The organism is Bradyrhizobium sp. T-1 (assembly GCF_053592855.1).
Genome location: NZ_CM132115.1, coordinates 2,791,185 through 2,818,115 on the forward strand (window position 1 = coordinate 2,791,185; position 26,931 = coordinate 2,818,115).

At 61.8% G+C, this 26,931-nt stretch carries 30 protein-coding genes and 1 pseudogene; 21 read left to right on the forward strand and 10 right to left on the reverse strand.

The annotated features are described in order from the left end of the window. Nucleotides 1–91 precede the first annotated feature (91 nt). From soxC to ACWAT4_RS13370, 3 genes and pseudogenes are all read left to right on the forward strand, one after another. A pseudogene (gene soxC, locus ACWAT4_RS13360) lies at nt 92–1,365 on the forward strand (sulfite dehydrogenase). Then, nucleotides 1,352–1,894 (forward strand): c-type cytochrome, encoded by a 543-nt coding sequence (locus tag ACWAT4_RS13365; protein ID WP_449730734.1) that lies wholly within the window; start codon nt 1,352–1,354, stop codon nt 1,892–1,894. The pseudogene soxC and the gene ACWAT4_RS13365 overlap by 14 nt, the downstream one beginning before the upstream one ends. 114 nt (nt 1,895–2,008) lie before the next feature. Further along, nucleotides 2,009–2,293, forward strand: coding sequence for a hypothetical protein (locus tag ACWAT4_RS13370; RefSeq protein WP_212444546.1), 285 nt, complete (start codon nt 2,009–2,011; stop codon nt 2,291–2,293). Between the two features lie 3 nt (nt 2,294–2,296). On the opposite strand, the gene ACWAT4_RS13375 is transcribed toward ACWAT4_RS13370, so the two are convergent. Together ACWAT4_RS13375 and ACWAT4_RS13380 are read right to left on the reverse strand one after the other, a co-directional pair. Continuing rightward, nucleotides 2,297–3,508, reverse strand: coding sequence for a mandelate racemase/muconate lactonizing enzyme family protein (locus ACWAT4_RS13375; RefSeq protein WP_212444545.1), 1,212 nt, complete (start codon nt 3,506–3,508; stop codon nt 2,297–2,299). 220 nt (nt 3,509–3,728) lie between these two features. After that, complete coding sequence (locus ACWAT4_RS13380) at nt 3,729–4,976, reverse strand: NRAMP family divalent metal transporter (protein ID WP_449731206.1); 1,248 nt, start codon at nt 4,974–4,976, stop codon at nt 3,729–3,731. 231 nt (nt 4,977–5,207) lie between these two features. On the opposite strand from ACWAT4_RS13380, the gene ACWAT4_RS13385 reads away from it, so the two are divergent. Continuing rightward, a complete protein-coding gene (locus ACWAT4_RS13385) occupies nt 5,208–5,900 on the forward strand; it encodes a phytanoyl-CoA dioxygenase family protein (protein ID WP_449730735.1) in 693 nt (230 codons plus the stop codon). Here ACWAT4_RS13385 and ACWAT4_RS13390 read toward each other — a convergent pair. Next, complete coding sequence (locus ACWAT4_RS13390; RefSeq protein WP_449730736.1) at nt 5,897–6,637, reverse strand: Crp/Fnr family transcriptional regulator; 741 nt, start codon at nt 6,635–6,637, stop codon at nt 5,897–5,899. The genes ACWAT4_RS13385 and ACWAT4_RS13390 overlap by 4 nt on opposite strands. Nucleotides 6,638–6,994: 357 nt before the next feature. Here ACWAT4_RS13390 and ACWAT4_RS13395 point away from each other — a divergent pair, with 357 nt between their 5' ends. Next, nucleotides 6,995–7,168, forward strand: coding sequence for a DUF3606 domain-containing protein (locus ACWAT4_RS13395; protein WP_212301375.1), 174 nt, complete (start codon nt 6,995–6,997; stop codon nt 7,166–7,168). Between the two features lie 30 nt (nt 7,169–7,198). On the opposite strand, the gene ACWAT4_RS13400 is transcribed toward ACWAT4_RS13395, so the two are convergent. Beyond that, nucleotides 7,199–7,384: a hypothetical protein gene (locus ACWAT4_RS13400; protein WP_212301374.1), complete on the reverse strand. Its 186-nt coding sequence runs from the start codon at nt 7,382–7,384 to the stop codon at nt 7,199–7,201. Between the two features lie 168 nt (nt 7,385–7,552). Between ACWAT4_RS13400 and ACWAT4_RS13405 the strand changes: the two genes are divergently transcribed. From ACWAT4_RS13405 to ACWAT4_RS13415, 3 genes are all read left to right on the forward strand, one after another. Continuing rightward, entirely contained in the window at nt 7,553–7,813 is a 261-nt protein-coding gene (locus ACWAT4_RS13405) for a hypothetical protein (protein ID WP_212301373.1), read from the forward strand. A 252-nt stretch (nt 7,814–8,065) separates the two neighbouring features. Beyond that, a complete protein-coding gene (locus ACWAT4_RS13410) occupies nt 8,066–8,314 on the forward strand; it encodes a hypothetical protein (RefSeq protein ID WP_449730737.1) in 249 nt (82 codons plus the stop codon). Nucleotides 8,315–8,422: 108 nt separating this feature from the next. Next, a complete protein-coding gene (locus ACWAT4_RS13415) occupies nt 8,423–8,680 on the forward strand; it encodes a hypothetical protein (RefSeq protein ID WP_212301371.1) in 258 nt (85 codons plus the stop codon). A gap of 45 nt (nt 8,681–8,725) precedes the next feature. Here ACWAT4_RS13415 and ACWAT4_RS13420 read toward each other — a convergent pair whose 3' ends face one another. Next, nucleotides 8,726–8,917, reverse strand: a complete 192-nt coding sequence (locus ACWAT4_RS13420; protein ID WP_212301370.1) for a hypothetical protein — start codon at nt 8,915–8,917, stop codon at nt 8,726–8,728. After that, nucleotides 8,914–9,114, reverse strand: coding sequence for a hypothetical protein (locus ACWAT4_RS13425; protein ID WP_212425548.1), 201 nt, complete (start codon nt 9,112–9,114; stop codon nt 8,914–8,916). The genes ACWAT4_RS13420 and ACWAT4_RS13425 overlap by 4 nt, the downstream gene beginning before the upstream one ends. A gap of 343 nt (nt 9,115–9,457) precedes the next feature. Here ACWAT4_RS13425 and ACWAT4_RS13430 point away from each other — a divergent pair, with 343 nt between their 5' ends. Beyond that, nucleotides 9,458–9,649, forward strand: a complete 192-nt coding sequence (locus ACWAT4_RS13430) for a hypothetical protein (protein WP_212301368.1) — start codon at nt 9,458–9,460, stop codon at nt 9,647–9,649. Between the two features lie 252 nt (nt 9,650–9,901). Here the strand turns inward: ACWAT4_RS13430 and ACWAT4_RS13435 are convergent, their stop codons facing one another. After that, a complete protein-coding gene (locus ACWAT4_RS13435) occupies nt 9,902–11,431 on the reverse strand; it encodes an FAD-dependent monooxygenase (RefSeq protein ID WP_449730738.1) in 1,530 nt (509 codons plus the stop codon). A gap of 254 nt (nt 11,432–11,685) precedes the next feature. Here ACWAT4_RS13435 and ACWAT4_RS13440 point away from each other — a divergent pair, with 254 nt between their 5' ends. Both ACWAT4_RS13440 and ACWAT4_RS13445 read left to right on the forward strand, forming a co-directional pair. Next, a complete protein-coding gene (locus ACWAT4_RS13440) occupies nt 11,686–13,143 on the forward strand; it encodes an adenylate/guanylate cyclase domain-containing protein (protein ID WP_212425573.1) in 1,458 nt (485 codons plus the stop codon). Nucleotides 13,144–13,784: 641 nt separating this feature from the next. After that, nucleotides 13,785–14,015: a hypothetical protein gene (locus tag ACWAT4_RS13445; protein ID WP_212425550.1), complete on the forward strand. Its 231-nt coding sequence runs from the start codon at nt 13,785–13,787 to the stop codon at nt 14,013–14,015. Between the two features lie 284 nt (nt 14,016–14,299). Here ACWAT4_RS13445 and ACWAT4_RS13450 read toward each other — a convergent pair whose 3' ends face one another. Together ACWAT4_RS13450 and ACWAT4_RS13455 are read right to left on the reverse strand one after the other, a co-directional pair. Next, entirely contained in the window at nt 14,300–14,515 is a 216-nt protein-coding gene (locus ACWAT4_RS13450; RefSeq protein WP_212425551.1) for a hypothetical protein, read from the reverse strand. 1,318 nt (nt 14,516–15,833) lie between these two features. After that, nucleotides 15,834–16,802 carry an IS110 family RNA-guided transposase gene (locus tag ACWAT4_RS13455; protein ID WP_212303881.1) on the reverse strand — a complete coding sequence of 323 codons (969 nt, stop codon included), beginning with the start codon at nt 16,800–16,802 and terminating at the stop codon, nt 15,834–15,836. A gap of 633 nt (nt 16,803–17,435) precedes the next feature. On the opposite strand from ACWAT4_RS13455, the gene ACWAT4_RS13460 reads away from it, so the two are divergent. From ACWAT4_RS13460 to ACWAT4_RS13505, 10 genes are all read left to right on the forward strand, one after another. Continuing rightward, the gene (locus ACWAT4_RS13460; RefSeq protein ID WP_449730739.1) at nt 17,436–18,221 is read left to right on the forward strand and encodes a DUF4261 domain-containing protein; all 786 of its coding nucleotides are present in this window, start codon (nt 17,436–17,438) and stop codon (nt 18,219–18,221) included. An 82-nt stretch (nt 18,222–18,303) separates the two neighbouring features. Beyond that, nucleotides 18,304–18,531: an imm11 family protein gene (locus tag ACWAT4_RS13465; RefSeq protein WP_212426321.1), complete on the forward strand. Its 228-nt coding sequence runs from the start codon at nt 18,304–18,306 to the stop codon at nt 18,529–18,531. 548 nt (nt 18,532–19,079) lie between these two features. Then, on the forward strand, nt 19,080–20,579 hold the full coding sequence (locus ACWAT4_RS13470) for a hypothetical protein (protein WP_212426320.1): 1,500 nt from the start codon (nt 19,080–19,082) through the stop codon (nt 20,577–20,579). A 447-nt stretch (nt 20,580–21,026) separates the two neighbouring features. Next, a complete protein-coding gene (locus ACWAT4_RS13475) occupies nt 21,027–21,353 on the forward strand; it encodes a hypothetical protein (protein ID WP_433995299.1) in 327 nt (108 codons plus the stop codon). Between the two features lie 27 nt (nt 21,354–21,380). Next, nucleotides 21,381–21,857, forward strand: coding sequence for a phage terminase large subunit (locus tag ACWAT4_RS13480; protein ID WP_449730740.1), 477 nt, complete (start codon nt 21,381–21,383; stop codon nt 21,855–21,857). After that, nucleotides 21,854–22,153: a hypothetical protein gene (locus ACWAT4_RS13485; protein WP_212426319.1), complete on the forward strand. Its 300-nt coding sequence runs from the start codon at nt 21,854–21,856 to the stop codon at nt 22,151–22,153. The genes ACWAT4_RS13480 and ACWAT4_RS13485 overlap by 4 nt, the downstream gene beginning before the upstream one ends. A gap of 55 nt (nt 22,154–22,208) precedes the next feature. Continuing rightward, on the forward strand, nt 22,209–22,637 hold the full coding sequence (locus ACWAT4_RS13490) for a GNAT family N-acetyltransferase (RefSeq protein ID WP_449731207.1): 429 nt from the start codon (nt 22,209–22,211) through the stop codon (nt 22,635–22,637). A gap of 232 nt (nt 22,638–22,869) precedes the next feature. After that, on the forward strand, nt 22,870–24,138 hold the full coding sequence (locus tag ACWAT4_RS13495; RefSeq protein ID WP_449730741.1) for a CaiB/BaiF CoA transferase family protein: 1,269 nt from the start codon (nt 22,870–22,872) through the stop codon (nt 24,136–24,138). Between the two features lie 64 nt (nt 24,139–24,202). Further along, a complete protein-coding gene (locus ACWAT4_RS13500; protein WP_212426318.1) occupies nt 24,203–25,432 on the forward strand; it encodes an acyl-CoA dehydrogenase family protein in 1,230 nt (409 codons plus the stop codon). A 9-nt stretch (nt 25,433–25,441) separates the two neighbouring features. Further along, nucleotides 25,442–26,005, forward strand: coding sequence for a flavin reductase family protein (locus tag ACWAT4_RS13505; protein ID WP_449730742.1), 564 nt, complete (start codon nt 25,442–25,444; stop codon nt 26,003–26,005). On the opposite strand, the gene ACWAT4_RS13510 is transcribed toward ACWAT4_RS13505, so the two are convergent. Continuing rightward, entirely contained in the window at nt 26,002–26,919 is a 918-nt protein-coding gene (locus ACWAT4_RS13510; protein ID WP_212426316.1) for an NAD(P)-dependent oxidoreductase, read from the reverse strand. The two genes, ACWAT4_RS13505 and ACWAT4_RS13510, sit on opposite strands and share 4 nt — an antisense overlap. Nucleotides 26,920–26,931 lie beyond the last annotated feature (12 nt).

A 26,931-nucleotide genomic window follows, 5' to 3' on the forward strand; every position in this document is an offset into this window, starting at 1 on the left:
ATCGAAATCGCCTGCTTTTGAAATGTACGCGAATTGCCAACGTGCTTCGCGAAAGGTCTTATGCGGACCGAGCTTCAGCCGAGGGTCCGCCATGAACAACAACACGATCGACATCCGCGACAGATCTGCGAAGACCACACGCCGCCGCTTCCTGCAAGGTGGCGGCGCCGCAGTGGGCGGCGTCGTGATCGGAGCCGATGAATCGGCTGCCGCGGATACGGAAAACCTTCCGCCGAATGTTCCGGATTGGATGAAGGCACCGGGCGATCCGATGGGGAGCCAGCCCTATGGCGCGCCCTCGCCGTTCGAGAAGGGCGTCGTCAAGAACATCTCGAAGAACCTCAAGCAGTACATCTCCGCGTCCGGCCGGACGCCATTGCAGGAACTCGACGGCATCATCACGCCCAATGGGCTGTTTTATGAGCGGCATCATGGCGGTGTTCCGACCATCGATCCGGCGCAGCACCGCTTGATGCTGCACGGCCTCGTCGAACGGCCCTTGATCTTCACCGTGGACGATCTGCGGCGGTTTCCATCGGAGTCGCGCATCCACTTTCTCGAGTGCTCCGGCAATCCCGGTTACGCCAAGCCCTACGGCAAGACGGCCTCGGATCTCGTCGGTCTCCTGAGCTGCGCCGAATGGACGGGCGTCAGTCTGAAGCTGGTGCTCCAGGAGGCCGGGCTGAAGCCGGAAGCCAAATGGATCATTGCTGAAGGCGCCGATGCCGCAGCACTCACCCGCAGCATCCCGATCGAAAAATGTCTCGAGGATGCGATGCTCGTCTACAGCCAAAACGGCGAGCGGCTTCGCCCGCAGCAGGGTTATCCATTGCGGCTGCTTCTGCCGGGTTTCGAGGGCAATATGAACGTGAAGTGGTTGAGGCGCCTGCATGTGACGGCAGAGCCTGCTTATTCGCGCGAGGAGACCTCGAAATATACCGACCTGCTGCCGGACGGCACGGCACGCGAGTTCTCCTTCTACATGGAAGCGAAGTCGATCATCACGCGCCCGTCGGGCGGCCAGCGTCTGAGCGCACCCGGCTTCCACGAAATCACCGGCATCGCCTGGAGTGGCTACGGCAAGATCAAGCGCGTCGAGGTGTCCGTCGATGATGGGAAGAGCTGGCAGGATGCGCGATTGCAGGAGCCGGTGCTGACGCGCGCTCTGACGCGCTTCCGCCTGCCTTGGCAATGGGACGGGAGCCCTGCGGTGATCCAGAGCCGCGCGACCGACGAGACCGGTTATGTGCAGCCGACGCTTGCGGAGCTGCTTGCGATACGTGGCGAGATTATTTCTACCACAACAATGCGATCTGGCCCTGGCGCATCGCGGCCGACGGCGAGGTGACCAATGCATTGGCGTGAGATCTGCGGCGTCGCCTTCGCGATCTTGTTTGCTATCGGGGCAAACGAAGCGCAGGCGCAAAGCGCCTACGGCATCGGCCGGCCGGCGACGGCGGCCGAGATCGCCGGCTGGAATATCGATGTCGGGCGCGATGGCAGCAATCTGCCGAAGGGAAGCGGGTCGGTCGCTCATGGACGCGAGCTGTTCGCCCAGCAATGTGCGTCATGTCATGGCGAGAAAGGAGAGGGCGGCGTCGGCGATCGCTTGCTCGGCGGACAGGGTACGATCGGGACCGCCAAGCCGATCCGCACCGTCGGAAGCTATTGGCCCTATGCGCCGACGTTGTTCGACTATATCCGGCGCGCCATGCCGCAGAATGCGCCGCAGTCGCTGAGCGACGAGGACGTCTACGCGGTGTCGGCTTATGTCTTGAGCCTGAATGGGTTGGTGGGTGCAGACGCAACGCTCGATGCCAAATCGCTGGCGGCGATCAAGATGCCAAACCGCGACAAGTTCGTCGGCGATGCGCGGCCCGACGTGAAGCATTGAGGAAATGGTGTCCTGGTTCCCGCGCATCGGGCCGGAACTCGCTTGCTCCATGGGCGGAACTCGGCGGCCCATTGCAGCGTTATCCCGCGAGAGGACAGAGGTGCGGATTATTCTATGGCAACAGATCGTTTCGCAAACTCCATTTCCATGGCGCTTCGGCACCCCGGCGTGATCGCGATGATCGTGGCTGTCGTAACGATTGCTGCGATGCTGATTGTCGACCACGGGCCTTGGAGCCGCGCAAAGACCCAGCCGGCTCATGTCGCGATGTTCGCAACCACGGGTGAAGCCGCCAGGGCGGCGGGCGCCCAGGTGCTTCCGACCGAACCAAAATCGCCGCTCGAGCCTGCGCGGCCGGGGCCAAAAACATCCCCGACCATCAATCCGGTGTCGCCGTAAGTCTCAATTCTTGCGGCCGTAGTTGAGAAGTCCGCCGGTCGCCTTGGGCGGATGGGCGCGCAGCGCATCTTCGTTTGGCTCGGTGCCCCAGCCGGGCCGATCCGGAATGATCAGATGGCCGTTCGCAATCTCCGGTTCATGCGTGAACAACTCGTGGTCCCAGGCGAGCCGGTCGATGTCGATTTCCATGATGCGCAGGTTCGGCACCGCCGCACAGAAATGCGCGTTCATCATCGAGCAGAGATGGCCATAGAAATTATGCGGCGCGACGTTGACCTCGAAGGCTTCGGCGGCCGAGGCGATCTTCATGGACTGCCACACGCCATTCCAGGGCGTGTCGATGATCGCGACGTCCATGGCCTGCTCGTGGAAATAGGGCAGGAATTCACGCAGGCCCAAGAGCGTCTCGCAAGACGAGATCGGATGCGGGCTCTGCCTGCGGATATACCCGAGGGCCTGCGGATTGAAGCTGTCGATCTCGATCCAGAACATGTCGAGATCGGCGATCGTGCGCAGGATCTTCAGGTAGCCTTCGGTCTTGGCGTTGAAGTTGCAGTCGAGCAGGATGTCGACGTCGGGACCGGCGCCGTCGCGGATCGCTTCGAGATGCATGTGCAGGTCGCGCAGGATCTTGCGGTCGACATTGATCTCGGGCGCGAACGGCGTGCCGAAGCCGGGCCGCCAGCCGGTGGGCTTGCCGTCGTCGTAAGAGAAGATGTTGGTCTTGAGGGCGGTGAATTTTTTCTCGCGGACCTCGCGGCCCATCGCCTTGACGCCGTCGAGGTTTTCGATCGGCGGCTTGTACCAGGAGGGATGATTGATCCGCCAGGTCGCACAATGCGACCAGTAAACCCGAACCCGGTCTCGGATCTTGCCGCCGAGAAGCTCGTAGCAGGGGACGCCGAGACACTTGGCTTTGGCATCCAGCAATGCGTTCTCGATCGCACCGAGCGCTTGGGCCACCACGCCGCCGGCGGCGGGGCGCGTGGCGGCGAACAACTCGGCATGGATGCGCTCGTGCTGGAAGACGTTCTGCCCGATCACACGGGCGGACAGCCGCTGGATTGCGGCGCCGACGCCGGGCGAGCCAAAGCCCTCGTCGAACTCGCTCCAGCCGACGACGCCGTCTTCCGTCGTCACCTTGACGAAGTGGTAGTTTCTCCAGCCGGCGTCGCAGGCGAGGATCTCGAGGCTTGTTGCTCTTGATTTGGTCATATCGCTCCCTGTCGCCCGGCCGGGCATTATTGGTTTTGTGTTCCGGGTCGCAAGCCCGAGCCAGCCATAATTGTTAGGCTAACGACGGGGCGTCGTGAAGCCTGCAAACGCTTGGCTGGGTGTCGATTTCGGTGGCTTGAATGGAAGACCCGCAGAATCGGCGGGACAACCGCTGCGCAATTTGCGCCAAGGAAGCCCTGCGGATTCGATCGCGCTCTGGCTAGCCGATGACGGACGAGCCCAGCAAAGCGAGGACGGCCAGCGCCATCAGCGCAGTGCCGAGCCATCCCAATGCGATGAGCTGCGATCGGGCCTTGAAGCGCCCCATGATCGCTCCGTTGGAGACGATCAGCATCATCATCGCCATGATGGGGACGGCAACGATGCCGTTGAGCACTGCGCTCCATACCAGCATGTGAATGGAGTCGATTCCGGTGAAGCCGAGGCCGAAGCCGATGATGGTTGCGGCTGCGATGATGGTGTAGAAGCCGATCGCCTTCTCGGGCTTTGCCTCCAGCGTAGCGCGCCAGCCGAAGATCTCGGCCACGCCGTAAGCCGCCGAGCCGGCCAGCACCGGGATTGCCAAAAGACCCGTGCCGATGATGCCGAGCGCAAACAATGCGAAGGTGAAGTCGCCGGCGAGCGGCTTCAGCGCTTCGGCCGCCTGCGTCGCCGAGCTGATGTTGGTGACGCCGTTGGCGTTCAGCACCGTGGCCGTGGTCAGGATGATGAAGAAGGCAATGCCGTTCGAGAGCAGCATGCCGAGGGTCGTGTCGACCTTCATGCGCGTGAGCTCGGGATCGCCGCCGCGTCGCGTCTCCTCGCGCAGCGGCTTGTCGCGCTGGCCGAGATTCATCTCCTCGACTTCCTGCGAGGCCTGCCAGAAGAACAAATAGGGGCTGATGGTGGTGCCGAGGACAGCGACCACCATCATGAAATAATCGGCGCTGACATTCACCTTCGGCCACACTGCGGCGAGCAGCGCGGTGCTCCAGGGGATTTGCACGGTGAAGGCGGTCGCGACATAGGCAAAGAGGGTCAAAGTCAAGAATTTCAGCACGGGCGCATAGCGGCGATAGGGCAGGAAGATCTGCAGCAGGGTCGAGCCGGCCGCGAAGATCAACGCATGCTCGTGGTTGAGTCCGCCGATAACGAGTGAAAGTGCCTCCGCCATCGCGGCAATGTCGGCGGCGATATTGAAGGTGTTTGCGGCAACCAGCAACGCCACAAGCCCCAGCACCAGCCAGCGGGGGGCAATCTTCATCACATTGGCAGCCAACCCTTTGCCAGTGACCCGGCCGATCTGCGCACTCACGAGCTGAATCGCGATCATGAATGGCGTGGTCAGGAAGACCGTCCAGAGCAGCCCGTAGCCGAACTGTGCGCCGGCCTGGGAATAGGTGGCGATGCCCGACGGATCATCGTCGGCTGCTCCCGTGATCAGGCCTGGCCCCAGGCGTTGCAGCAGCGTCGGTGCCGGCCTGGTCGGTGCAGCGAGCTCGTCGTGCCTGGAGGCTTGAAGTTTGGATCGGTTAGACAGGACTGACCTTCCGGAAATTGCGAATTCAATGCTTAAGCACGAACGGAGCCGTAAAGTTCCTCGGCCTGCGACGTGCCGCCGTCATCGTGTGCGGGGCCTTCCCGCTGCGCTGCGCACGACGCTCTTGCATTTAGCACGTCTAGATTGTAGTGAGCGGTCATGCACCATCGCCTGATGCTCACTGAAGTCGATCCGCTCGCGGGAGATCAAGCGGCCGCATTGGTGCGCGACGGTTATCTCCTGCTCCGTGGTGCCGTGCCGGCGGCCTGGCGCGATATGCTGCGGGCCGCCTTCGACGCCGGTGTGGGCAGCAGCGACCAATGGTCGGCCCCCCGCGGGGGCGGCTGGCGCCATGCGCTGCTCGATCTGGATCCAACAGTGCAGCGAACCTGTCGTCTGCCGTCCCTGCTGGCGGTGGGAGCCGAAATACTGGCCGGTCCGTTCTTTCTGGCTCAGGTTGAGGGGCGCGAGCCGCTGCCCGGCGAAGGCCACCAGCCACTGCACCGCGATGGTGCGGGCGCCAAGGCCGTCTCCGCCTTGGTCTTCCTCGACGCCTACGGACCGGACAACGGCGCCACACGCGTCGTTCCGCGCCATCTCGACCGCGGCGAGCCCGACGAAGCCTCGTCCCTGATCGTGGCGGGCGACGCAGGCGACATCCTGGTGTTCGACGCCGACCTGCCGCACGGGGCGACGCGTAACCGCTCCGGCGCGCGGCGGCGTTCATTGCTGCTGAGCTTCATGCAGGAGCGTCATCGGGCGAGCCAGGACGCTTGCCGCGCGATCCGTAATGTACGCATGGATACCTCTGAAGTGTTTGTGCCCAGGGAGAGCGCTCGTCCGTTGCCTTAAGGCGAGGGCGACAAATGCAAATAGCGCCCGTCGAACTGGGCGAGCTCCTGGAGCTTGTGCTCGTTGAGAATTCTCACAGTGCCGCGCTGAAGCTCCAGAACGCCGTCGATGCGCAGCTCGCGCAGAATGCGGTTGGTGTGAACGCTCGTCACACCCATGGCTTCGCCGAACTGCTCCTGCGTCAGCGGGATTGCGAAGGTGTTGTCGATCACCCGACCGATGAGGCGCAGCCGCTCGCGCAACTCGACGATCAGATGCGCAAGCCGGTTGTAGGTCGAGCGCTGGCCAACATTGACGATCCATTCCCGGGACACGGCGGCATCCACCAGCGTGTCGCGCCAGAACATGTCGCCGACACCCGGTCGCCGGCCAATGAGGTCGTTCAACGCCTTGTGGGCGATGAAGGCCAGCGTACAATCGGACAGCGCAATCAGGTCATGATCGACGGTCGGAAAGTGCAGGTTCTGGAGATTGGGCAGATCGCCGGGAATGTGGATCGACAGGATCTGGCGCCGGCCGTCCGCGATCGTCTTGGAGCGGACGCAGAACCCGTCGGCGATCAGGCAGCATTCGCTCGGCTCTTCGCCGTCGCGTAGCACGGTCTGGTTTTCGCGGTAGTGGCGAAGTGTGAACGGCAGCGCCGCGAGAGCTTGGAGATCCCTGTCGTCCGCACCGGTCGTCGTTTTCAGGCGCTGAAACAGCGGCGCCCAGATCATGTCGCTTGTCACGTCTCTCATTCCCCCACGCGCCTGGGCGCGTGACGGCCAAAAAGCATAGACCCCAGCTTGCCGCTGATAACAAAGGTTAAATGATGGGCTCTCCGTTTCTCAACATTGTGGACGACGCGTTATCAAAACAGGCGAACACAACAAATGTTAAGATATGCGGGCGCGGCGAGGTGCCGGACCTAACATTTATCAAGTGAAGGCCCGGTCAGGGTCTGAAGCCGGTGTTGCGTGCGACAGGGCCAGTCCGCTTGGTGGCCGAGCCGGTTTTCCGAAGCGCGCGTTTCGTGAGCAAGCGTCGCGCCGCCGCTCCGCCTCGGAACGGCGGGGGCACGGTGGCGTTCTTCTGTCGTGAGGAGGACAATCGTGATGGACCATCTGACGAAGCGCGAACAGCCGGACCGCAGCAAGATCAACATGCACGAGGCCTGGGAGGTCAAGTACTGGACCCATGCGCTCGGTGTCTCCAGGGAGGAGCTGCAACAGGCCATCGACAAGGTCGGCAATTCGGCTGCCGCCGTTCGCAAGGAGCTGGCGGTGTGAGCTGGTCGCGGCGGTCCGTCTTCCTGCGTGCTACTTGACGCTGACGAACATGCCCCAGGCCGCGGCAAGGGCTGCCCCGGTGAAGACGATGATCGGGGTGTCGCAGAACGTACCGCCATAGCTGCACACGTCGGCGCCGAACTGGCCGAGCTCGTGACGGCCCGCCGAATAGAACACTCCTGAAAGTCCGAGCAATGCGGCGGCGACGTAATACATGGCTCCCTCACGTGAGAATGGACATGTGCCAGCATGGGGCGGAGAGATTTCATTCCGCCGAATCCGATTCGTCGCATTCAATTCAAGTTTGATCCTTTCGTTGAACCTGCGTCCCGTCCTGCGACACAAAGACAGGCAGAGCTGTTGCCGTGGCCGCCGGATGCTTGCATGAACCCCGCTCTCGATCTGCTTTATCGCCTCGCAGCGATCGGAATCAGCATCTATTGGGCGCGCAAGGCCTGGTACGGCTATGTCGAGCGAAAGATCCTGTTCGTCAGCGATGACTGGCTGGACTGGTCGAGGTGGTCGCGGCAGGAGTTTTACCGGGACACCATGCCGATCCGGTACTGGATGCAGATGGGCGGCACGGCCTTCGGCTCGCTGCTATGTCTCGTTGGCGCGATCATCGGGTGGCAGCCGAACGGCTGAGCGATCGGTATTCGTCCTTCAGGCCGGCGCGATGCGGCCTTCCATGACGACGAAACAGCTTTGAAACAGTCCTGAAACCAGATCGTCCTGAACTCCGCCGCCATTGGGCCCGACCAACGAAGCGAAAAGGAGACAGTCATGATCCAGATTGGTTCGAAGGAAGAAGTCGCGTTGCTGCTGGCGCTGTTCGGGACGCATACCCAGCCCGTCCGGAAGCCGAAGCCGAAGTCGCCGCAAGGCTGAGATACGCCCATGGCGGGTTTGGCCGATTGCCTGAGCTTTCTGCGTCTGCTGATCGCGCGGGGGGATCCGAAAGGTATCCCGCTGGCGACGGGCGCCATCGACGACTATCTGGCGATGGCACCTGTCAGTGCGCGCAGCCGTGGCCTGCGTGTGCTCCAGCAGGACGCGCTCGAGCTGCACGTCACGTCCATCGGCGTGCAGCGCTCGTTCGCCGAGACGGTGGATGCCTACATCGAGCGGAAGCTGGCCGAGGGGTGAGGCGTTTCGAGCGCCTCGGCCGGCTCCGCAGGAGCTGGCATCTGTCTTGCTACGTCACGTCTTAATCCCGGCCCGGCCAATCGGGCCGTTTCAGATTGAGGCGATCACATGCAGTCCACGTCCCGTTTCGAAGCGACCGCGTCCTTGAAGCTCCACGCGCTGATCTCCGACCTGCACTGGCGGATCCAGATGCTGGAGAGCGACATTGCCGAGGAGGAGCGCAATGCCGGCAATGCCGACCCCTTGAGTCCCACCTATTCGATGCTGGCGCTGACGTTGCGTGCGCGCCGGGACAATCTGCGGACCTCGATCGCCTTGCTCGAGGCACGGGTCGGGCGGACGGCGCAGGTGTCGCGGGCGGCGTAGCCGCGCCCGCGCTCTTCCCCCGCTCTCGCAGCAGCTCGCTTCCCGTCAGGCCTCGTGCGGCCGCGGCCCCCTCAGCGAGCCGATCTTGCGGCCGAGCTGCCAGACTTCGACGTCGCCGCGTCGCGCGAACTGCTGTGCGTAGGCGAGGGCGGATATGTCGCTGGGAGCCTCGAACGCCTCGGCGGCGCGAAAGACGCCGTTCTCGCCGACCAGATAGGCGCGGTATTGCTGCGTCATGTCGGCGTGCTCAGGCCGGGCGAATGCAGCCAGGCATCGATCTGTATCGCCATCTCGTCCTGCCGCGCGCGGCGGAGCAGCATCTCGCGGCGGTGCCCCGGCGCGAGCGCGCGCGCCTGCTCGCGCAATTGCGCGGCTTCGTCTGCGAGCCTTTGGTGAAGTGTCTTGGTCTGCCTGAAACGACGCCGCTTCAACATGGCGCTGCTCCCTCGTTCGAGTGGGGCGGGAGCGCGACTGGCGTTCTCATCACCGATGAATGCCAAGGGCCTTGCGGTGATGCTCAACTGTACGACTCGTAGTCGAGACTGTCTTCATCATTTGATAGGTTCGCGAACAAATTATCGCGCTGTTTTCGTTGCGCTATTTGCAGCACTTGAGCCGCTTACTCATTTTGCGCGTCGCGACGAGTCTTAAGTTCGCTTTTGAACAAGAGCGAACTTCGTGTAGCCTACCCGGCATCACCGGCCGAGGCTCTGCCTGTAGGCGTCGGTGGCTGAGAGACCGAGCGTGCTCCCGCCTGCAAAGCAAGGGAGCGCTTCCATGCCGCACCATCGCGTGCCGATTCACCGCATTCACAGCGAAGCATCCGCAATCTCCGATCAGATCGCGCGGATGCGCGACGAGATCGCCAGGGCGCTCGAGATCTTGAAGGCGGGAGTGCCGGACACGTTCCTCGGTCGCAGGACTCAGGAGCCATTTCCGAGCGAGCGAGGCGAGAAGCGGAATCGCTGACGACAGCCGCAATCGCTCGCGCGGTTAGGAACCTCCCGTTCCGCAGCCGGTTTTGTGAGGTGGCCGGTCAGCCGCCGATTGACCGGCCTGGAATGGCGGTCCCGGCGCGCGTGCCCCCCGTCAGCGCCGGGGCCGTTTGGTTTGACACGTCGGGCAACACACCGGCATGATGGCATCCTCGAGATGAGTTCGAAGCAAGCCCGCGCAACGCCGCGGGCTTGTTCGTTTCTGCCAGCGCCTCGGACCCGAGCTTCAGCTCTGGCCGGGTGCGCCGAACCATCTCGTCAGCGCCTCCACAAGTTCGCCTCGGCTGTCGTGCCCGACCCAAGCCACATGCCCGTCGGGCCGAACCAGCGCGGCCGTCGGCGCGGCGATCGCGCCGATCGCCGGTAGCTCCCATGCGCCGTCATAGGCGGCATCGATGCGTGTGACACGATCGGCCCAGGGCGTGATGTCGGGAACGTCGCCCCCGCCGAAGTCAAGCAGCACGCCGCGTGCATCATGCAGCAGCGTGAATAGCTGCATGGGGCGCCCCTCGACCGTCAGCGCGAGATCGGGCATGCGGCGGCCGAGCAGCTCATGCCCCTCGCCGAGATCATAGTGGATGTCGAGCCCGCTCATCATCGCGCCATAGCGCCGGCGCGGCTCGTCCATCGCGAGCAGCTCGGACATCACCTCGCGCGCGGCCTTGCGGCCGTCGTCCTCGCGGCGGAGCAGGGCGATCTGCGCCCTGGTGTTGCGGAGCACGCGCGCGGCCACGCCATGGCGTTCGGCATGGTAGCTGTCGAGCAGGCCGTCGGGCGCAACGCCCTTGACCACCTGCGCCAGCTTCCAGCCGAGATTGACGGCATCCTGCAGGCCGGTGTTGAGGCCCTGTCCGCCGACGGAGTGATGGATGTGCGCGGCGTCGCCCGCGAGCAGCACGCGTCCCCTGCGATAGGCGGCGGCCTGCCGCGCCGCATCGGTGAAGCGGGAGATCCAGGCCGGGCTGTGGACGGCAAAATCAGTCCCGTAAACGGTGATCAGCGCATCGCTGAGATCGCTCAAATTGGGCTCGCCGGTGCGATCGAGGCTCGCTTCGGTCATGACGACCAGCACGCGCCCGTTCTCCGCCTGACTGAGGCCGTGAAAGCCGAGCGCGTCGTGACGCAGGCCCCATGGCGGCGTCTCGCCCATCTCGACCTCGGCCATGAGATTGCTGAGCGTCGGAGCCGTGCCGGGAAAATCGATTGCAGCCGTCTTGCGCACCGTGCTGCGGCCGCCGTCGCAGCCGACCAAATAATCCGCGCGCAAGATCTCGCCGCTCGAGAGCGTCACGTCGACGCCGGTGTCATCCTGCGCGACATCTGCCGCCTCGCGGCCGCGATAGATGGGCACGCCCAGCTCCGCGACCCAATCGGCCAGGATGCGTTCGATGTGGCTCTGCCGCAGCGCCAGTCCGTAAGCGTGCCGGGTGGGGAGGTCGCTGATGTCGAGCCGCGTCCAGGCGAAGCCGGCGAGCTGGGTGACCTTGCCTTCGCGCAGGAAGCGATCCGCCACGCCACGCTGATCGAGGATCTCGATGCTGCGTGCATGCAGGCCGCCGGCCCGCGTGCCGGTGAGATCCTGGCTGGCGCGGCGCTCGACGATGGCGACGTCGGCCTTGGCGAGCGCCAGCTCCGCCGCCAGCATCAAGCCGGTCGGCCCGCCGCCGGCGATCAGGACGGCATGGTCGGCCGCGCGTTCGGAGCGCGTCGGCAAGGCATGGGTGCGCGCGCGTGACTTCGGAAGCAGGACAGGCATGTGGTGATCCCTCGGCTTGGTGTGAGGCGCGGGGGTGTACACCGGGGCCGGGATCTTGAAGCAAGCCCCTTGCGCACCACATATTGAGCTGGGAGGAGGGGCGTTTCTTGTTTGCGTCCGGCACCTTCGAGGCGTTGGGCAAATGCTGGCGGCAAACGCCGACAGAATGTCCTGAACGGGATGGACACCGCGAGAGGCGGTCGCGCTGCGAAATTGATATTTTATTCTGGATTTGGCATCGCCAGGAGCTGTCGATGACGTCCATTGACGAACGGCTTCTCGAAAGCAAGATGACCCAGATCGAGCAGGCCAGGGCCTGGAGCCCGCGGGTCATTTCCAAGTTCGAAACTCTCATCCGCAGCGGCGACGAGGTCAGCATCTTCCGCGCCAACCCGTTGGCGTTCGCGCGAGATCGCGGTGTGGCTGAGCCGGAAGCAATCGACCTGTTCCTCCACGCCGCCCGCGCCGGGCTGGTCGACCTGCATTGGGATATTCTGTGCCCCCATTCCGGCCTGGTGCTGGAAAGCTTCGGCAAGCTCCGCGCACTCCGGAGCCACTTCGTTTGCGGGCTGTGCGACATCGACGGGCAGACGGACCTCGACGACTTCATCCAGGCGTCTTTCTCCGTCTCGCCGCAAGTCCGGCGCCTCGCCTTGCACGACGTCGACAACCTCTCGATCGAAGACCTGCATTGGAAGCTGAAGTTTGCGGACAGCGGGCGGTTGCCCGGCGGACAAACCCGATTTGTCGATGTTCTGCGCACCCTCGTCCGCGGCATGACATATCTGCCACCCGGCGTGACCACGACCCTGCAGACCGAGATCAAGTCCGGTGCCCTCTCGGGTGTGAACGTCCAGACGCAGGCCGGCTTCACACTTCCCGCGGTGGACTCCGCGGCAGCCCCGCCCGGCGCGCCGACGATCATCCGCATCACTTACGATGGGCAGCGTTTCACATCCGATGTTTCGGCCGTGCCGTCGGGGCGCGCCGTCTTCGAGATCAGCAATACCGGCGCGAAGCGCGGCTCGGTGCTCTTGATCAACTGGCCACCTGAGATCGTTGCCATGCCGGAGAAGCCGACGCTCGAGTTTGACCCCTACGTGTCCGGCGGCATGCTGCTGACGCGGCAGACTTTCCGCAAGCTCTTCCGCTCCGAGCGTGTGGACGAGGAGGAAGGCCTCGGCATTCGGCAGGTGACCCTCCTGTTCACCGACTTGAAGGGCTCGACCGCTCTTTACGAGCATCTCGGAGATCTGAATGCCTATGCGCTGGTGAGGGAGCATTTTGCTCTGCTCGACGCAGTCGCTCAACGGCATGCCGGCGCCATCGTGAAGACCATCGGTGATGCCGTGATGGCTGCGTTCTCCCGGCCGGTCGACGCGGTCGCGGCTGCGCTGCAAATGCTGCAGGGAATCGGCCAGTTCAACTTCGAGCGAGACCAGCCCGCCATCATCCTCAAAATGGGCGCACATTGCGGACCTTCCATTGCCGTGACCCTCAACGAGAATCTCGACTACTTCGGCCAGACCGTGAATATAGCCGCGCGCGTGCAGTCATTCGCGGATGCGGGAGAAATCTGCCTGACAGAAGCGCTCTACACGGCTCCCGGCGTTCGCGATCTGTTGACGGGCCACGTTGTCGAGGAATTCGACGCGCCATTGCGTGGCGTGGAGGGCAACGCACGGGTCTATCGCATCACAGCTCGATCGTAGCCAATCGGCTCGCACGACGTCGTTGCGGGTTTTCCGGAATCGAAAGGGGCCCCTCGCGGTGGGCCCCTTGCCGGGCGTAATGATTGATCGGGATGAAAATGCCAGCCCCGGCCTGCGTATTTCTATCCAGACCTGAGGGGTTGTGGAGTCCGGGAAACTGCGGTGTTCCCGTATCCTTCATTGGGCGCGATACGCCAATCGATCTAGGAACGACGCTGGTCCTGTCGCGTCAATCTCGATTGCCGGGATGTGTCATGACACAGGATCAAGCCGCCATCCGCTGTCCCCGATGCAAGATGCCGCCGCGGCTCATTGAGAGGATCTGGAGTCCGGGAACTGCCGGCTACATCCGGGTCCATCAGTGTCAGTGCGGGCAACTTGTCTGGGACGATTAGTCCGATCGAAGCTGCGCGAGCCACGTGGCGTCGTTCGCCATCAAGCTGGCCTCGATCTTCGCGAGCCCGGCAACGCCGCGGTATCGCGAAATGACAGCGAGGCTGCCTTACCAGGAGGGTTCATTTCGCTTGCAACCCATCGTCAATCGGCAGATTGATGGACCATCACCGGCCAAGGCTCTGTCCGTAGGCGTCGGTGGCTGAGAGACCGAGCGCGCTCCCGCCTGCATGGAGAGGGAGTGCCGCATGACCAAACATTCCCACATCGCGCGCGCGCACGATCTGGCGATCGAGATCGCGGAGCAAAACGCGATCATTCGAAGCGTCGTGGATAGTGCACTGGCGCTGCTGAACGAGCCGGCGCCCGACACCTTCCTCGGCCGGAAGACGCAGAAGCCGTTCCCGGCGGAAGACCCGATGCAGCGTTCAGATGTCCAGAGCTTGCTCAACAGCGAGCTGCAGCCGCCAACGCCGTGAGGCCGCCGGTCGGCGCGAGCCGGATGAGTGCGCCGTTGCCATGATCCTCACTTCGGATTAGCAAAAACGCGCTTGACCCGTCGGGCAAAACACTGGCAGAATGGCATCATCGAAAAATAGGATCTGCCCGCACCGAGTGATCGGTGGCGGGCCTTTTTGCGCGGAGTGAAGTTGAAAGGTTTGCTCCAACCTTCCTACGCGCTGTTGCCCCTGATCCGAACGGTTCACGCGGCGGATTCTGGATTGACTGCGCCTCTACTCAAGATTGAGATGCGACCTCCATTTCAAGCATGGAGACTAAAATGTATTTCAATCGTTTTGCTCAATCCGTCGCTCTCCTCTTTTCGCTCGTCTGCTTCGCCCTGCCAGCGCAAGCGCAGAACAACAAGCCGATAGTTTCGGGGGCTTGGTATGAAGATCGAGCCTTTAATTCTGGCTCCGGCATTGTCTTTCTGTCGTTCGCTCAAGCGCCAACCAACAAGTTTTTGAATATCACTCACGTTGCATGCATAGTTGTAACGTCGACCGGGCTCGTGCTGGGGCAAGTCACTCTAGGTGGTTCTAGTACGAATGGGGCATCTGGTGACCTCGGCCGTGGTCAAGAAATCCGCGGGAATGCGACTGTAGAGATCGGGAGCTCAGGCCGATACTACTCGATCGTGACGGAGTCCTATTTGAAGCTCGGGCCCGGACGGTACCCATTCATCTATTTTCTAGGTGCGCAGGGTGCAACAGGGTCCGGAAACTCCATCTCTGTCGACTGCACCATCGTAGGGAACTTGTCCGACAATTAGGGCCATCAAACGCGCTCAGCGCGGAGGAGGGCGCTCGTTAGCCAGCGGCGCTCTACGTCGCTGGCAAGCGATCCCTTAATCGGAGGCGGCCGCCGTCGCGAAGCGGTTCAAGCGTACGCGCTGTCGCGCTCTCTTGCGGCACTGGCAGATAAGCAGCGAGTTGTTGCTGCATGTCCTCGATGACCGCGAGGCGTCGTTTGATCAAAATGATCGCGACGACGCGTTGCTCTCGGATCGATAACGCGACTGGCTTCCGCATCCATTGGCCCTCCCTGTGCGAGAATGCGCGGTTTCAGCCAAGCCGTCTGTAACATAGGACACGTACAGCTAGACTAATTTACTTGGATGCTGGGAATCCAACATTGGTTATGTCGAGCCTCATCATCCGCAAAAATCTTCGGGCGCTGGTGACTGAGAAATGCGAGCGCGTCCCGCTGTCAACGAAGACATGAAGGACTCGTGCCATTAAGTGCACTGTCGCCCCTAGGCTCGATCAGATTCGGTTTATCATAATGTCACTTGACCCGTCGGGCAAAACACTGGCAGAATGGCATCATCGAAGAATTCGTCGAGCCCGCGCGGGAAGCATCCCGCCGCGGGCTTTCATTTGCCCGAAGTCGAGAGGAAGCAATGGGCCGGTCGAAATATTCCCTGCAGGCCGGCCGATCCGGGCTTCCGTGTTTCCACGGTTGGCGCTTAGATTGTTCCGCTCGTATTTTTCATTTTTCAGGGACGGATTTTCATGACTTTCTCGAACCTCACCCAACGAAATCTGATCGGCGGTCTCGTGGGCGGAATGGCTGCGGCCTCGGCAGCTAGCTCGTAGCAACCATTAACTGGCGGCTGTGTTTTGCCTTTCGGATCGTCGGCGCCTGCCATGATGACGCCGTGCTCGCATCCGTCAAGGCGTGGCCTGGCGGCAGATCAGGTGAGGTGCGGGCGAGCGACGGCCATCCTTGACGGACGCTGCGCGCGGCGTCGTGAGGGACCGTAGGTCGGGACGAAGAAACACGTCCCGGTCGAACTAAGAAACAGGGAATGATCTCACCGGCGGTTCGCCGCACCATGGCGTGCCGCGAGCCACCACTGTGTTGGCGAAGATGAGCATCTTCCTGGCGCAGGCAACGAGCGCGCGCTTGTGCTCCTTTCCGGCTGCGGTCAGGCGTTGGTAGAGCTGGATGAGCTGCGGGTTCCATCGAAACGATGCAGCCAGTGAGGCGGTATAAAGGGCGCGCCGCAGCCGCTTTCGTCCGCCCTCGATATGCCGCACTCCGACCTGGTCGCCGCTGTCGTCGTCATAGGGCGCAAGGCCGGCGAGAGCGACGGCTTGCTCCCGCGTGATCCGGCCGATCTCAGGCAGACGCACCAGGATGGCAACGGCAGTCGGCAGCCCGATGCCGTCGACGCTGTTGATCAGCGCGAGCCGCTTGGCAAGATCAGGGTGCTTGCGGATCGAGGTGACCAGGGCCTTGAGTGCGGCCTTCTCGCGTTGCTCCAGGCGAGCGATATCCTCGTGCCAGATCTTGTTAATCGTCACATTGCGGCAGCTTTCGATCCTGTTCTTGAGGCGCGCGATATCCTCGCCGATCTGATCGATCATGGTCAGCTGCTCGGCGAACCGCAGTAACCGCGGATCGGGCGCAGCATGGATCTTGCGCACCGCTGCGGTGCAGGCGGCAATAAGAGCGGCATCGATCCTATCGTTCTTGGCACGCTGCAAGTGGAATTTGCCATAGGCCCGGACCTGAGCCGGCTGAAACACCACAACCACAAACCGCTTGCGCCGCAGTTCGGCGACGACAGGCTGTTCGTAACCGCCACTCGCCTCGATGCCGATGCGTTTGACGCGATGCTGTCGCAGCCACGCCAACAAAGCCGCGTGACCTTCCGACGTGTTCTTCACTTGCAACGGCTCGCGGCAACCCTCGATCGCCACATCAAGCTTCCGTTTGCCGGTATCGATCCCGGCACAGATCGTGGTAGACTTGGCCATCTTCGTCGATCCCTCCCTTGTGATGCGAACCTTAAGTTCGTTCAACCATTCGGGTCCCGATGAAGTGCCGATCGCGATCTCGCTACGTCAGACAGCCCTCAAGGCTTCGGTGGGTACCGATCCGATCGAACGGCGGCCCAGTTCGGGCGGCCTCCCGGGCTGGGCCATTCCTCACGGAACGGCCCTCAATATAAGCGATCGGGCTAATACAAGGGTGGGTTGAGCTCTTGCGAAACCCATCGCCACACGGACGGTGCCAGTATCGAGCAAATCGTTGGTGCGACCGGATCAAGCGGCGAAGTTTGATGGGTTTCGCAAGGGCTCAACCCATCCTGTACCTTTTGAGGTCTGCACCGGTCTGGCGATGCAGACTGGTTTGACGGGCCGATCTGCCGGGAGCCGCCTGACCCATCCGTGCCATGAGCACCTACGTGGGACCGCGCCCCGGCGGAGCGGCTGCCTGCCCCAAATGATGATCATTTTTCCGAACTCATCGCCTAGTTGCCGAAATTACGGATCGAGTCGTTGCGAAAAAATGCGTTGATTTTGTTCTTCATATGTTCTATTCATCCAAAGCTCAATCTAAGGATGAGTTGACGGACGCCAATTGTGCTCGACTCTTGCGGGGTGGCGATGAGTAAATCCTTTCTTGCTTTTGTCTTGCTGGACAGCCCCGCAAGTCTGAACACGGGCGCGCTTGCCACGGCGCTTCGCACCCGGCACCCGGAGCTGGCATCAGAGATGCGTGACGACGACGCGGCAAAGATGCGCGAGGGTTCCGGAGGTGCGTCGGTTATCCGGTTTGGCGACCAACTCATTACGGTCATGTCTATGCCGACGGCCATTCCACATGATCCCGGCCTATGGTCGCGTACCGCTATCACGTGGCCGGAAGCGCAGGTGGTTGCTGCGGAGCACCGGGGGCATTTGATCGTTTCGGTGCTTGGCAAAGACCAACAATTGTTGCCCACTGCTCGTCTGATGACAGCCGTTATTGGCGCGTTAATTGCGACGATGCCGCAATGCGGCGCTGTGGTCTGGGATGGGAAGGTCGCGCAACCTGCCGATCTCTGGCTGCATCTGTTTGCCCAATCCTATGCGCCGTTCCCTGACTATCCTTTCCCGCTCTGGGTGGATATTCTACCATTCCGCTCTGAGGCGGGTATCGGCGCGGTGACGATGGGACTGTCCGCTTTTGTCGGGCGTGAGATTGAATTCAAGACTGCCAGGTTGACGCTTGCAGCGCTGATCGAAAAGGTGGCTGGTCTTGTTGCCTATCTGATCGAGCGCGGACGAGTGCTCGGAGACGGCGACACCTTTGGCGGCGATCCGAAGGAGCGCATCGCTGTTCGTTACAAGAATTCAGATCGGTTCAATGGCATGCCTGTTTTTCTCTGTACTGACGGCTCATCGTCGTAGAGCAAAGCAAACAGGCTTTGCTCAGCGTGGCTCGTGTCCGATCGGATGAAGGGGCGTTCTTAAAGTCGTCGACCGAGAAGGCGTGACGTTCCTGAAATGCGAAACGCGGCCTCTCAGTCGGAAGGCTGCCGCGGATTGCTGGCTCTATGATGTCATTCGCGTCCTTGATGCCATCGACGAGGAAAAGACGCGCGGCCAAATCTTGAATGATGGTGCCGGGTGCAAGCACTACAACGGTATAGGAAAGCTCAGCCTTGTCTTCAAAGAAGAGGCTGTTGGTCTGGCCCAGGACGTCCTGAATCTTCGCTAATGCGGTTCGACGTGGCGTTCTTGGAAACTAAGGGCATGCTGGAATGCATTCGCCGTCGCAATGCGTCGGCAGGTATGCAGCGAACTGCCTGAGCTTCTAGTTTTTTCATTTCATCGCTACTCGCTGCCGATGCGCATTTGGCGCCGGCAAAGGCATTCGCCTGACTGCGAGGACTCTCCGAATCCAAATCCGAGTTTTGCGGGATCAAGGCAGATCGCTGCGATTTGCTGAAATCATCCGGCCGCTCAAGTGCGTTGACCGAGCTTCCACGGAAGACGCGCAGCTAGCCGGTGCGCATCCGCCACCGTAGAGCGCCGATACTCTCCTTCAGGCACTCCGCAAAGTCACTCGGGAGCAATCGCACATCGAATGATTTTGAAGGGTTGCAACCAATGAGGCTCAGCGGAGCTATTCTGCGGAATCACCACATTATATCTCAGCGATTTGATTCTCATCGCGCGTTTGATGGTATCGATAGGCAAGTACTTGGAGTGCGGGCTCGACGCAATCAGATCTATCTGCCGGCAGATTACGAGCTGGCCAGAAACATGAGAGTATCGCCTCACCCCGGCGGGCATGATCCACTATATTACGGAGCGGTTAGCCGAACTCTTGATCGAATTGCGGAATATGCTGATCCGGATATTCGCGCGGCGGAGATAGAAGCGTTGATCGACGCAATGAGCGCCGGCTTTGTTAATGGCGATCTCTACACCAATGTCCCAATTGGAAAGACCCGTGAAGAAGTGGATCGATTAATTAGAAGTGTCGTCGATGAGTATGCGACATACCGTGCGGACAATCTGAACGTAGTTCAGGCGATACGCGATCTCGAGCAGAGGGGTGCGAAGGCTGGGCATGGTCATCTGGGCAAGTGGTCCGCAATCTTAGGCAATACCAAGAGGGAAAAGCTGCTGAGCGAAGCAATCAGGCAGAACCCGCGAGTTAACATCACTTCGGGGAACAATGAATTGGACGGAACGCCTTGGCAACAGGAGTTCATGGCTGCGGATGATAGTTTTCGCATTCCAGGCTCAGAGCCAGCCAATCCGAACCACGATCCGCAGTTGCCGGGCTTCATTCCAGCCCCGCTTGCAGAATTTGCCCCTGAAGGCTTCACCCGGAGCGATCCGCGTTTGGTCGATGGATTGTCTGGTTTTCCGGCGGCCGGTCCGGATTGGCAACGGATCGGACAGCTGCCTCCGAGCACTGCCGCGCCATCGGACCCACTCGTCCTCAAATTCGATCCGATGACCGGGGCGCCACTTCCATATCAGGATAATCCACTGATGCGTGACCCTGGTAGCGAGTCCTCTGTCGGACAGGATGCGCTTCCTTGGTTGCTGGGTGGCGCGGCACTCGGCGTAGCGGCGCCTTTTATTCTACCCACGTTGCCAGCGTGGGCATGGACCTTGGGTGCTCTGGGCACAGCAGGTGTCGCAGCGGGATCATCGGCTCGAGCGCAACCAACGAATGACTTCAGCGGGGGAGTGTTCGCCGTTGGCGCGCCTCCATACAATCCGTTTAGTCCAAAAGACACATCGAGCTCCAATGGGAAGGCAAGTCAGCTGCTCGGCGCGCAGCCCGGGATCCCCTTGCTGACAGGCAATGCACTGGATCAGGAAACGATACGTGCTGGTACCTTCCATGATCGTTTTGGCAATTGGCCAGGAACTGCAGTCGTTGCCACACCGCCCCAGCCGTCGAAGGAACCTGAGGAACCAGCCGCTTCCGTCGCAGGACCAGCGGCGGGTGGAGAGGTCCGGCGTCTCGCGCGTGTGAACGCCTCGAACGCTGGCAGTGTGTTTGATTCTGGTAGTGTGCCGGTACCCTATCTGCCTTCTTCTGAATTCAACGACCGATTTGGAAACTGGCGCATGGGAGAACAGCGGTTTCACCAAGTGAGCAGTCCGGTCGGTATGTTCGCTGACGAGCCAGGCTATGTTATCCCACCACCGATTTGGGGATTGGAAGCTTCAGCCAATCCGCGAAGCGACGCAGGAGATTGGTTCTCTCGCTGGATACAGCCGCTGCTTCGCCAGGATTGATGATCCGCTGCAGATTTTTTCGATCCAGTTCAATGTCGTTTGACACGTCGGGCAAAACACCGGCATAATGCCATCATCGAAACGAGTTTGTCAGGCCCGCGCGGAAACATCCGCTGCGGGCTTTTTCGTTTCGATGTCAGGAATCGGACGGCGTCCCGCGCATTGCGGCCTCGCACTTGCTTGATACGCGTCTAGGGAGCGCCGATCAGCGCATCGCCGTCCGAACCATTTTATTGGCCGAGCACGCGCGAACGTGCCGGCCCGCGGCGCGAGCCTTTGCTTGCGCCGCCGCGGTCCCCGCAAGACGGGGATAAGGTTCGCGCCGAAACGATCGCGCGTCGTGTCGCGATCTGCCGCACTGTTGTTTTTTGGAGAAACGATGACGGTCTATCTGATATCGCTCGCGCTCGCGGGCCTGGTCGCAATTGTTGTGTGGGAGAGTCTTGCTTGAGTGACGGCCTTTTATATGAGCCCAGGATCGCGGACGTTCACAAGCCTGTCGCGAAGAAACCGTCAAAAGGGCGGACGCTGACCGACATTCGCTCGCTCGCGCGCAGCCATGCCGGGACAGCCGTCGACACGCTCGTCGGCGTCATGCGCAGCGACGAGGCGACGCCGGCGGCGCGCGTTTCGGCCGCCAACGCGATCCTCGATCGCGGCTGTGGCAAGGCGGCGCAACCGGTCGAGAACAGTGAAGACGGCGTGCTGGAATTGATCCACCGGATTGAGCGCATCATCGTGCATCCCCAAAAGCCTGGCGTCGAGGAGTCCTAGCGCCATTGCTGGAGAAGAGGCGCTCGCATGTCGACGCTGAAAATACCGACCGCGAAGATCTTCGAGCCGCTGCTGAGGCCGGCGCGCTACAAGGGCGTTTACGGCGGACGCGGCTCGGGCAAATCGCATTTCTTCGGCGAGCTTTTGGTCGAGACCTGCCAGGCCGAGCGCGGCACGCTCGCGGTCTGCATCCGCGAGGCGCAGCGGACGCTGGCGCAATCGTCCAAGCGGCTGATCGAGGGCAAGATCGCGAGCCTCGGGCTCGGTCACGGCTTCAAGCTCTTCAGCGACAAGATCGAGACGCCCGGCGACGGACTGATCATCTTCCGCGGACTTCAGGATCATACGGCGGACTCGATCAAGCTTCTCGTCTTCGACAAGGTTTTAGGCCTTGGATCCACCGATCCTCTGGCAGGATTCGCGGCGATCACCGCCAATCTCGTCGTTTCCTTCTACTTCGCCAAGCGCGGCTTCGAGAATGTTGCAAGGATCATCAAGCGGTGAAGATGCCAGATGATGAAATCAGGGCCATCGTGGCCGAGACGCTGGCCGAGCAGCACAGGCTCCAGCAGGACAGCATCGATGCGATCGTCTTGAAGGCGGTGGCATCGGTGCTGGCCTCCTTTGGCATCGAGGATGATGATCGCAAGGAAGTGCGCGCCGATTTCCAGCACCTGCGGCGGTGGCGGAAAAGCGTGGAGCAGGCGCAGAGCTACACTTTCAAAGCCGTGATCACCGTGATCGCCACCGGCCTGATGGGGGCTGTCTGGCTCGGCGTGAAGGTCGTGTTGGGTAAGTGAAAATCGATTGGCGGTGACGTCGCCGCAAGTCCGTCCCGTTCCTTTAGGTCATGCCATGTACAGAATTCGTATGGTTGACGCGTCTGATGATGACGTTGCGGACATCCTGGCCGAGCTGCATCGGCTGACTTTTTTTGATGCCGCAACCATGCCGGATTTCGATCTCGGGGCGTGGTGGCTTGCCTATTGCCGTGATGATCCGGTCGCGTTCGCAGGCGTCGTGCCGTCCACCTATGCCCGAAATTCCGGCTACTTCTCGCGCGTCGGAGTCTTGCAGCGGCATTGGGGCAGGGGGCTTCAACTCAGGTTGATGCGAGCGGTCGAAGCGCGAGGGCGGCGTAGCGGATGGGATGGTATCGTTTCGGACACAACGGATAACAGCTTTTCTGCGAATAATTTCATTCGGGCTGGCTACCGGCTCTACGAGCCCGAGGTGCCCTGGGCCTGGTCGCATACGCTCTATTGGCGAAAGTCGCTTCGCTGAGCTGGTGTCCCGTAGTGCGGAACGAGGGCTTTCGCAACGTTGACCGGCGCGGGCTGAACGCGCGGGCTTTTGCACCTGGAATACTCGAGGACCCGGCAGCTTGACCGCTGCCGGGTCCTTTTTGCGTATTGAAGCGTTGCTGTTGAAGCACTTGCGCAGTCGGCGGCGCCGGGCTTTAAGTTTGCTTGCGGGAAATTCGGCGAGCACAAGCCGATGTAAGGGAGCGCCGGGGATGTCCACCAAGCCTCGATTGCCGGAACGTCCGTCGCGGGCGGCGGGAGGACCATCCGCTCTTGATGGTCTGCTGGTCGTCGATTTCACGCGCGTGGTCGCAGGGCCCGCCTGTACGCAGACGCTCGCCGATTTCGGCGCGCACGTCATCAAGATCGAAAATCCCGATGGTGGCGACGACACCCGTGCCTATGAGCATGCCGAAATCGGTGGCGAGAGTGCCGCCTATCTCAGCCTGAACCGCAACAAAACCGGCATCGCGATCGACCTCGCCGTGCCGGAGGCGCGCGAGATTGCGCTGGACCTGATCCGCAAGGCGGACGTGGTCGTGGAGAATTTTTCCAGCGGGGTCATGAAGAAATTCGGCCTCGACTACGAGGCCGTCGCGCCGCTCAACCCGCGACTGGTCTATTGCTCGATCTCCGCCTACGGGCGGACGGGGCCGTTCGCCTCGCGTCCCGGCTTCGACCCTATCACGCAAGCCGAGAGCGGCTTCATGTCGCTCAATGGGTTTGCAGACGGACCGGCGGTTCGGACCGGCCCGCCAATTGTCGACATGGCGACGGGGATGTCCGCCTGCAATGCCATCCTGCTGGCGCTATTGGCGCGGGATCGACTCGGTCGCGGGCAGCATGTCGAGGTCGCGCTGTTCGACGTTGCCATGGGGATGACGGGCTTCTACGGCATGGCCTACCTGATCAATGGCGAGAACCCGGGACGGTTCGGCAATTCGCCGAGTGGGTCTCCGACCGTCGGTGTTTACGAAGCATCAGATGGACCGCTTTACATGGCTTGCGCCAACGACCGGCTGTATCGACGGCTGGTGGTGGAGGTGCTGAACCGCCCGGATCTCATTAACGCGCCGCAGTTCGCTACGCGCAAGGCGCGGTCCGAGAACAAGGAGCTCCTGCGTGCAGCGATTGCGGAGGTGTTCGCGAGCGACACGCTCGAGAACTGGATGGCGAAGATGAAGCTGGCCAATATCCCGGTTGGCTATCTCCGGACCGTCGAGGAGGGATTCAATGCGCCTGAAGCGCGTGAACGCGCGCGCCTGAACCGGATCCCGCACCGCACGGCGCAATGGGTGCCGAATATCGAGCCGCCGATCAACATGAGCCTGACGGCAACAATTAATCCAGTGGCTGCGCCGCTGTTGGGCGAGCATACAGAAGACGTCATGCGTAATACACTTGGTTACGACGAGAATCGGATTGCGGCTTTGGCCGAAAAAGGCGCATTCGGGCGGCGGAGGGCCGCAACGTCCGACTGAGCGCTGCCCCAGCTTGATTTGGAAGGGTTCCCGCCGCATAAATAGACGAGAGCGAGGGACACGAATGGCGCCTGGTCAAGAGCCGAGTATGGGGCAGTCGGTAGGGTTAGTCTCCGACGAACGAGCCTATGCGACGATGATTGCCAAGACGCGGTCGTTGGTGCCGCAGTTGCGCGAACGCGCCGCGCGGACTGAGGAACTGCGGCATCTGCCACCGGAGACGGAGCGGGACCTTCATGATGCCGGCCTGTTCCGGATGCTTCAGCCGAAGCGGATCGGCGGCGCCGAGCTCGACTACGTCGCTTTGATCGATTGCGCCGAGCTGCTGGGGCAGGCCGACGCGTCGGTGGCCTGGAATCTTGCCAATCTGGCGAGCCACCACTGGATGCTCGGCATGTTCGAGCAGCGCGCGCAGGACCTAGTCTGGGGGAAAGATCCGGACGTGCTGATCGCATCATCATTCATCTTTCCTGCCGGTCGCGCCAGCAAGGTTGAGGGCGGATACCGGCTGCACGGAAGCTGGCCGTTCTCGTCGGGGGTCGGCTCCTGCGCGTGGAATATGCTGGCAAGCGTCGTCGCTTCCGACGACGAGGCTGACGGTATCGAATACCGCATCTTCCTGTTGCCCAAAGCTGACTACAAAATTCTCGATACCTGGAACGTCGCCGGGCTGCGCGGCACCGGCTCGTCTGATGTCGAGGTCAGGGATGCCTTTGTACCCGAATATATGACGGTCGCCGTGCGTGATCTTGCCGGAGGCGCGACACCCGGGAGCAAGGTGAACCTCAATCCGCTGTACGCGCTGCCCGTGTTCTCGCTGTTTCCTTATGTTCTCTCCGGTGTCGCGCTTGGGAACGCGCAGGCTTGCCTCGACGACTATGCGGAGGTCGCCCGTCATCGCATATCGACGTACAACCGTGCCAAGCTGAGCGACTTCCAAAGCACGCAAATCAAGATCGCGGAGGCTTCCGCCAAGATCGATGCTGCGCGCCTCATCATGCGCGCAGCCTGCATCGAGGCGATGGACCACGCACGAAGCAGGCACACGCCCGACATGGCGATCAAGACCAGGTATCGGCGCGACGGGGCGTTCTCGGTCAATCTGTGCACGGATGCCGTCTCGATGTTGTTCGCGGCGAGTGGCGCGCGCGGCCTGTTCACGACGGGCGTGTTACAGCGGCAGTTCCGCGATGCGCATGCGATCAATTCGCATCTCGCCTTTAATTTCGATGCGGCCGGAACCAACTATGGGCGCGTGGCACTCGGCCTGCCGTCCGAGAATCTCACCTTGTGAGGCCGGCCGATGAATGATCTGCCAAAGCAGCCGGCCGTCCCCGATCCAGCCAATGAGTTCGCGAGCGATAGCTCGCAGATTGATCCGCGTGATTTTCGCAACGCGCTCGGCACCTATGGAACAGGTGTTGCGATCATCACAGCTACGGCCGCCGATGGAAAGCCGTATGGCATCACCTGCAATTCGTTTGCGTCGGTCTCTCTAAATCCTCCCTTGGTTCTCTGGAGCCTCGGGGTCTATTCATCGAGCCTGACTGTTTTTCAGAACGCCAGCCATTTCACCGTCCATGTGCTAGGCACTTCGCAGCAGGCGCTAGCAAACCAGTTCGCTAAATCGTCCGAAGACAAATTCGCCGGTGTGGACTGGACGCCAGGCCTTGGCAACGCGCCGGTACTCGCCGAGAGCGTGGCGAGCTTTCAGTGCCGATCCGTCAATCGCTATTATGGTGGCGATCACGTGATCTTTCTCGGTGCGGTTGAAGCCTATACTTATAACTCAAGAGAGCCGCTGCTCTTCGCGCGGGGAGGATACGGCCGATTTCTCGCCGACGACGACCGCAAAAAGTCCCCTTAACGCGGTTCAGCGGTCGTGGCTGAGAGCTTGTAGATTTCCAACGCGTCCGCGTCTGCGCCGCGTGCAGCCTTGGCCAGCCGGAAGATCTGTCCGGCAAGGGTTGCCATCGGCACCGGTGTTGACGTCGCCTGGGCGACATCGGCGACAGTGTCGAGGTCCTTTAGCATCGTCGCGATGTGGCCAAGTGGCGGCGAGTGAATGCCCTGGACCATGCGCGGCACGAAGAGCTGAAGGGGGATCGAATCCGCAAAGCCACCGGAGAGTGCTTCGGGCAGCCGGCTCGCGTCAATTCCGGCATTCGAGGCAAGGCGGGTTGCTTCTGCAAGCACGGCCATTGCGCATCCGACGATCACCTGGTTGCAGAGTTTTGTAGTCTGGCCGGCGCCGGTCGGACCCATGTGGGTGAACCTGCGCGCCATGGTCAGCACATAGGGCCGTGCCCGCTCGATGTCTGAGGTCTCTCCGCCCGCCATGATGGCAAGCGCGCCTTCCTCTGCACCCTTGGTGCCGCCGGACACGGGCGCATCGATCCAGCCTGCGCCGTTCGCAGTTTTCAATCGCATCGCAAGATCGCGCGCGGCGTCGGGATGGATCGATGAAAAATCGACCACGAGCTTGCCTGCACCGGGAGCGGCAGCAAGACCCTCCCGCCCGAAGACCACCTCTTCGACGGCTGCGGCATCCGTCAGACACATGAAGACGATGCCGCAGTTCGCCAACAGGTCACGAGGCGTGCCTGCGCGCTTGGCGCCGGCTTCGACGAGCGGAGCTACTTTGCCTTCCGAGCGGTTCCAGACGCTGACGTCATGACCGGCCTCGAGCAGGCGCCGGGTCATGGGCGTGCCCATCAGCCCCAGGCCGAGGTAGCCGAGCCTCTCGACGTCCTGCGGGATTGCCTTGCTCGCATCAGCCATAGGTTGCTTCCT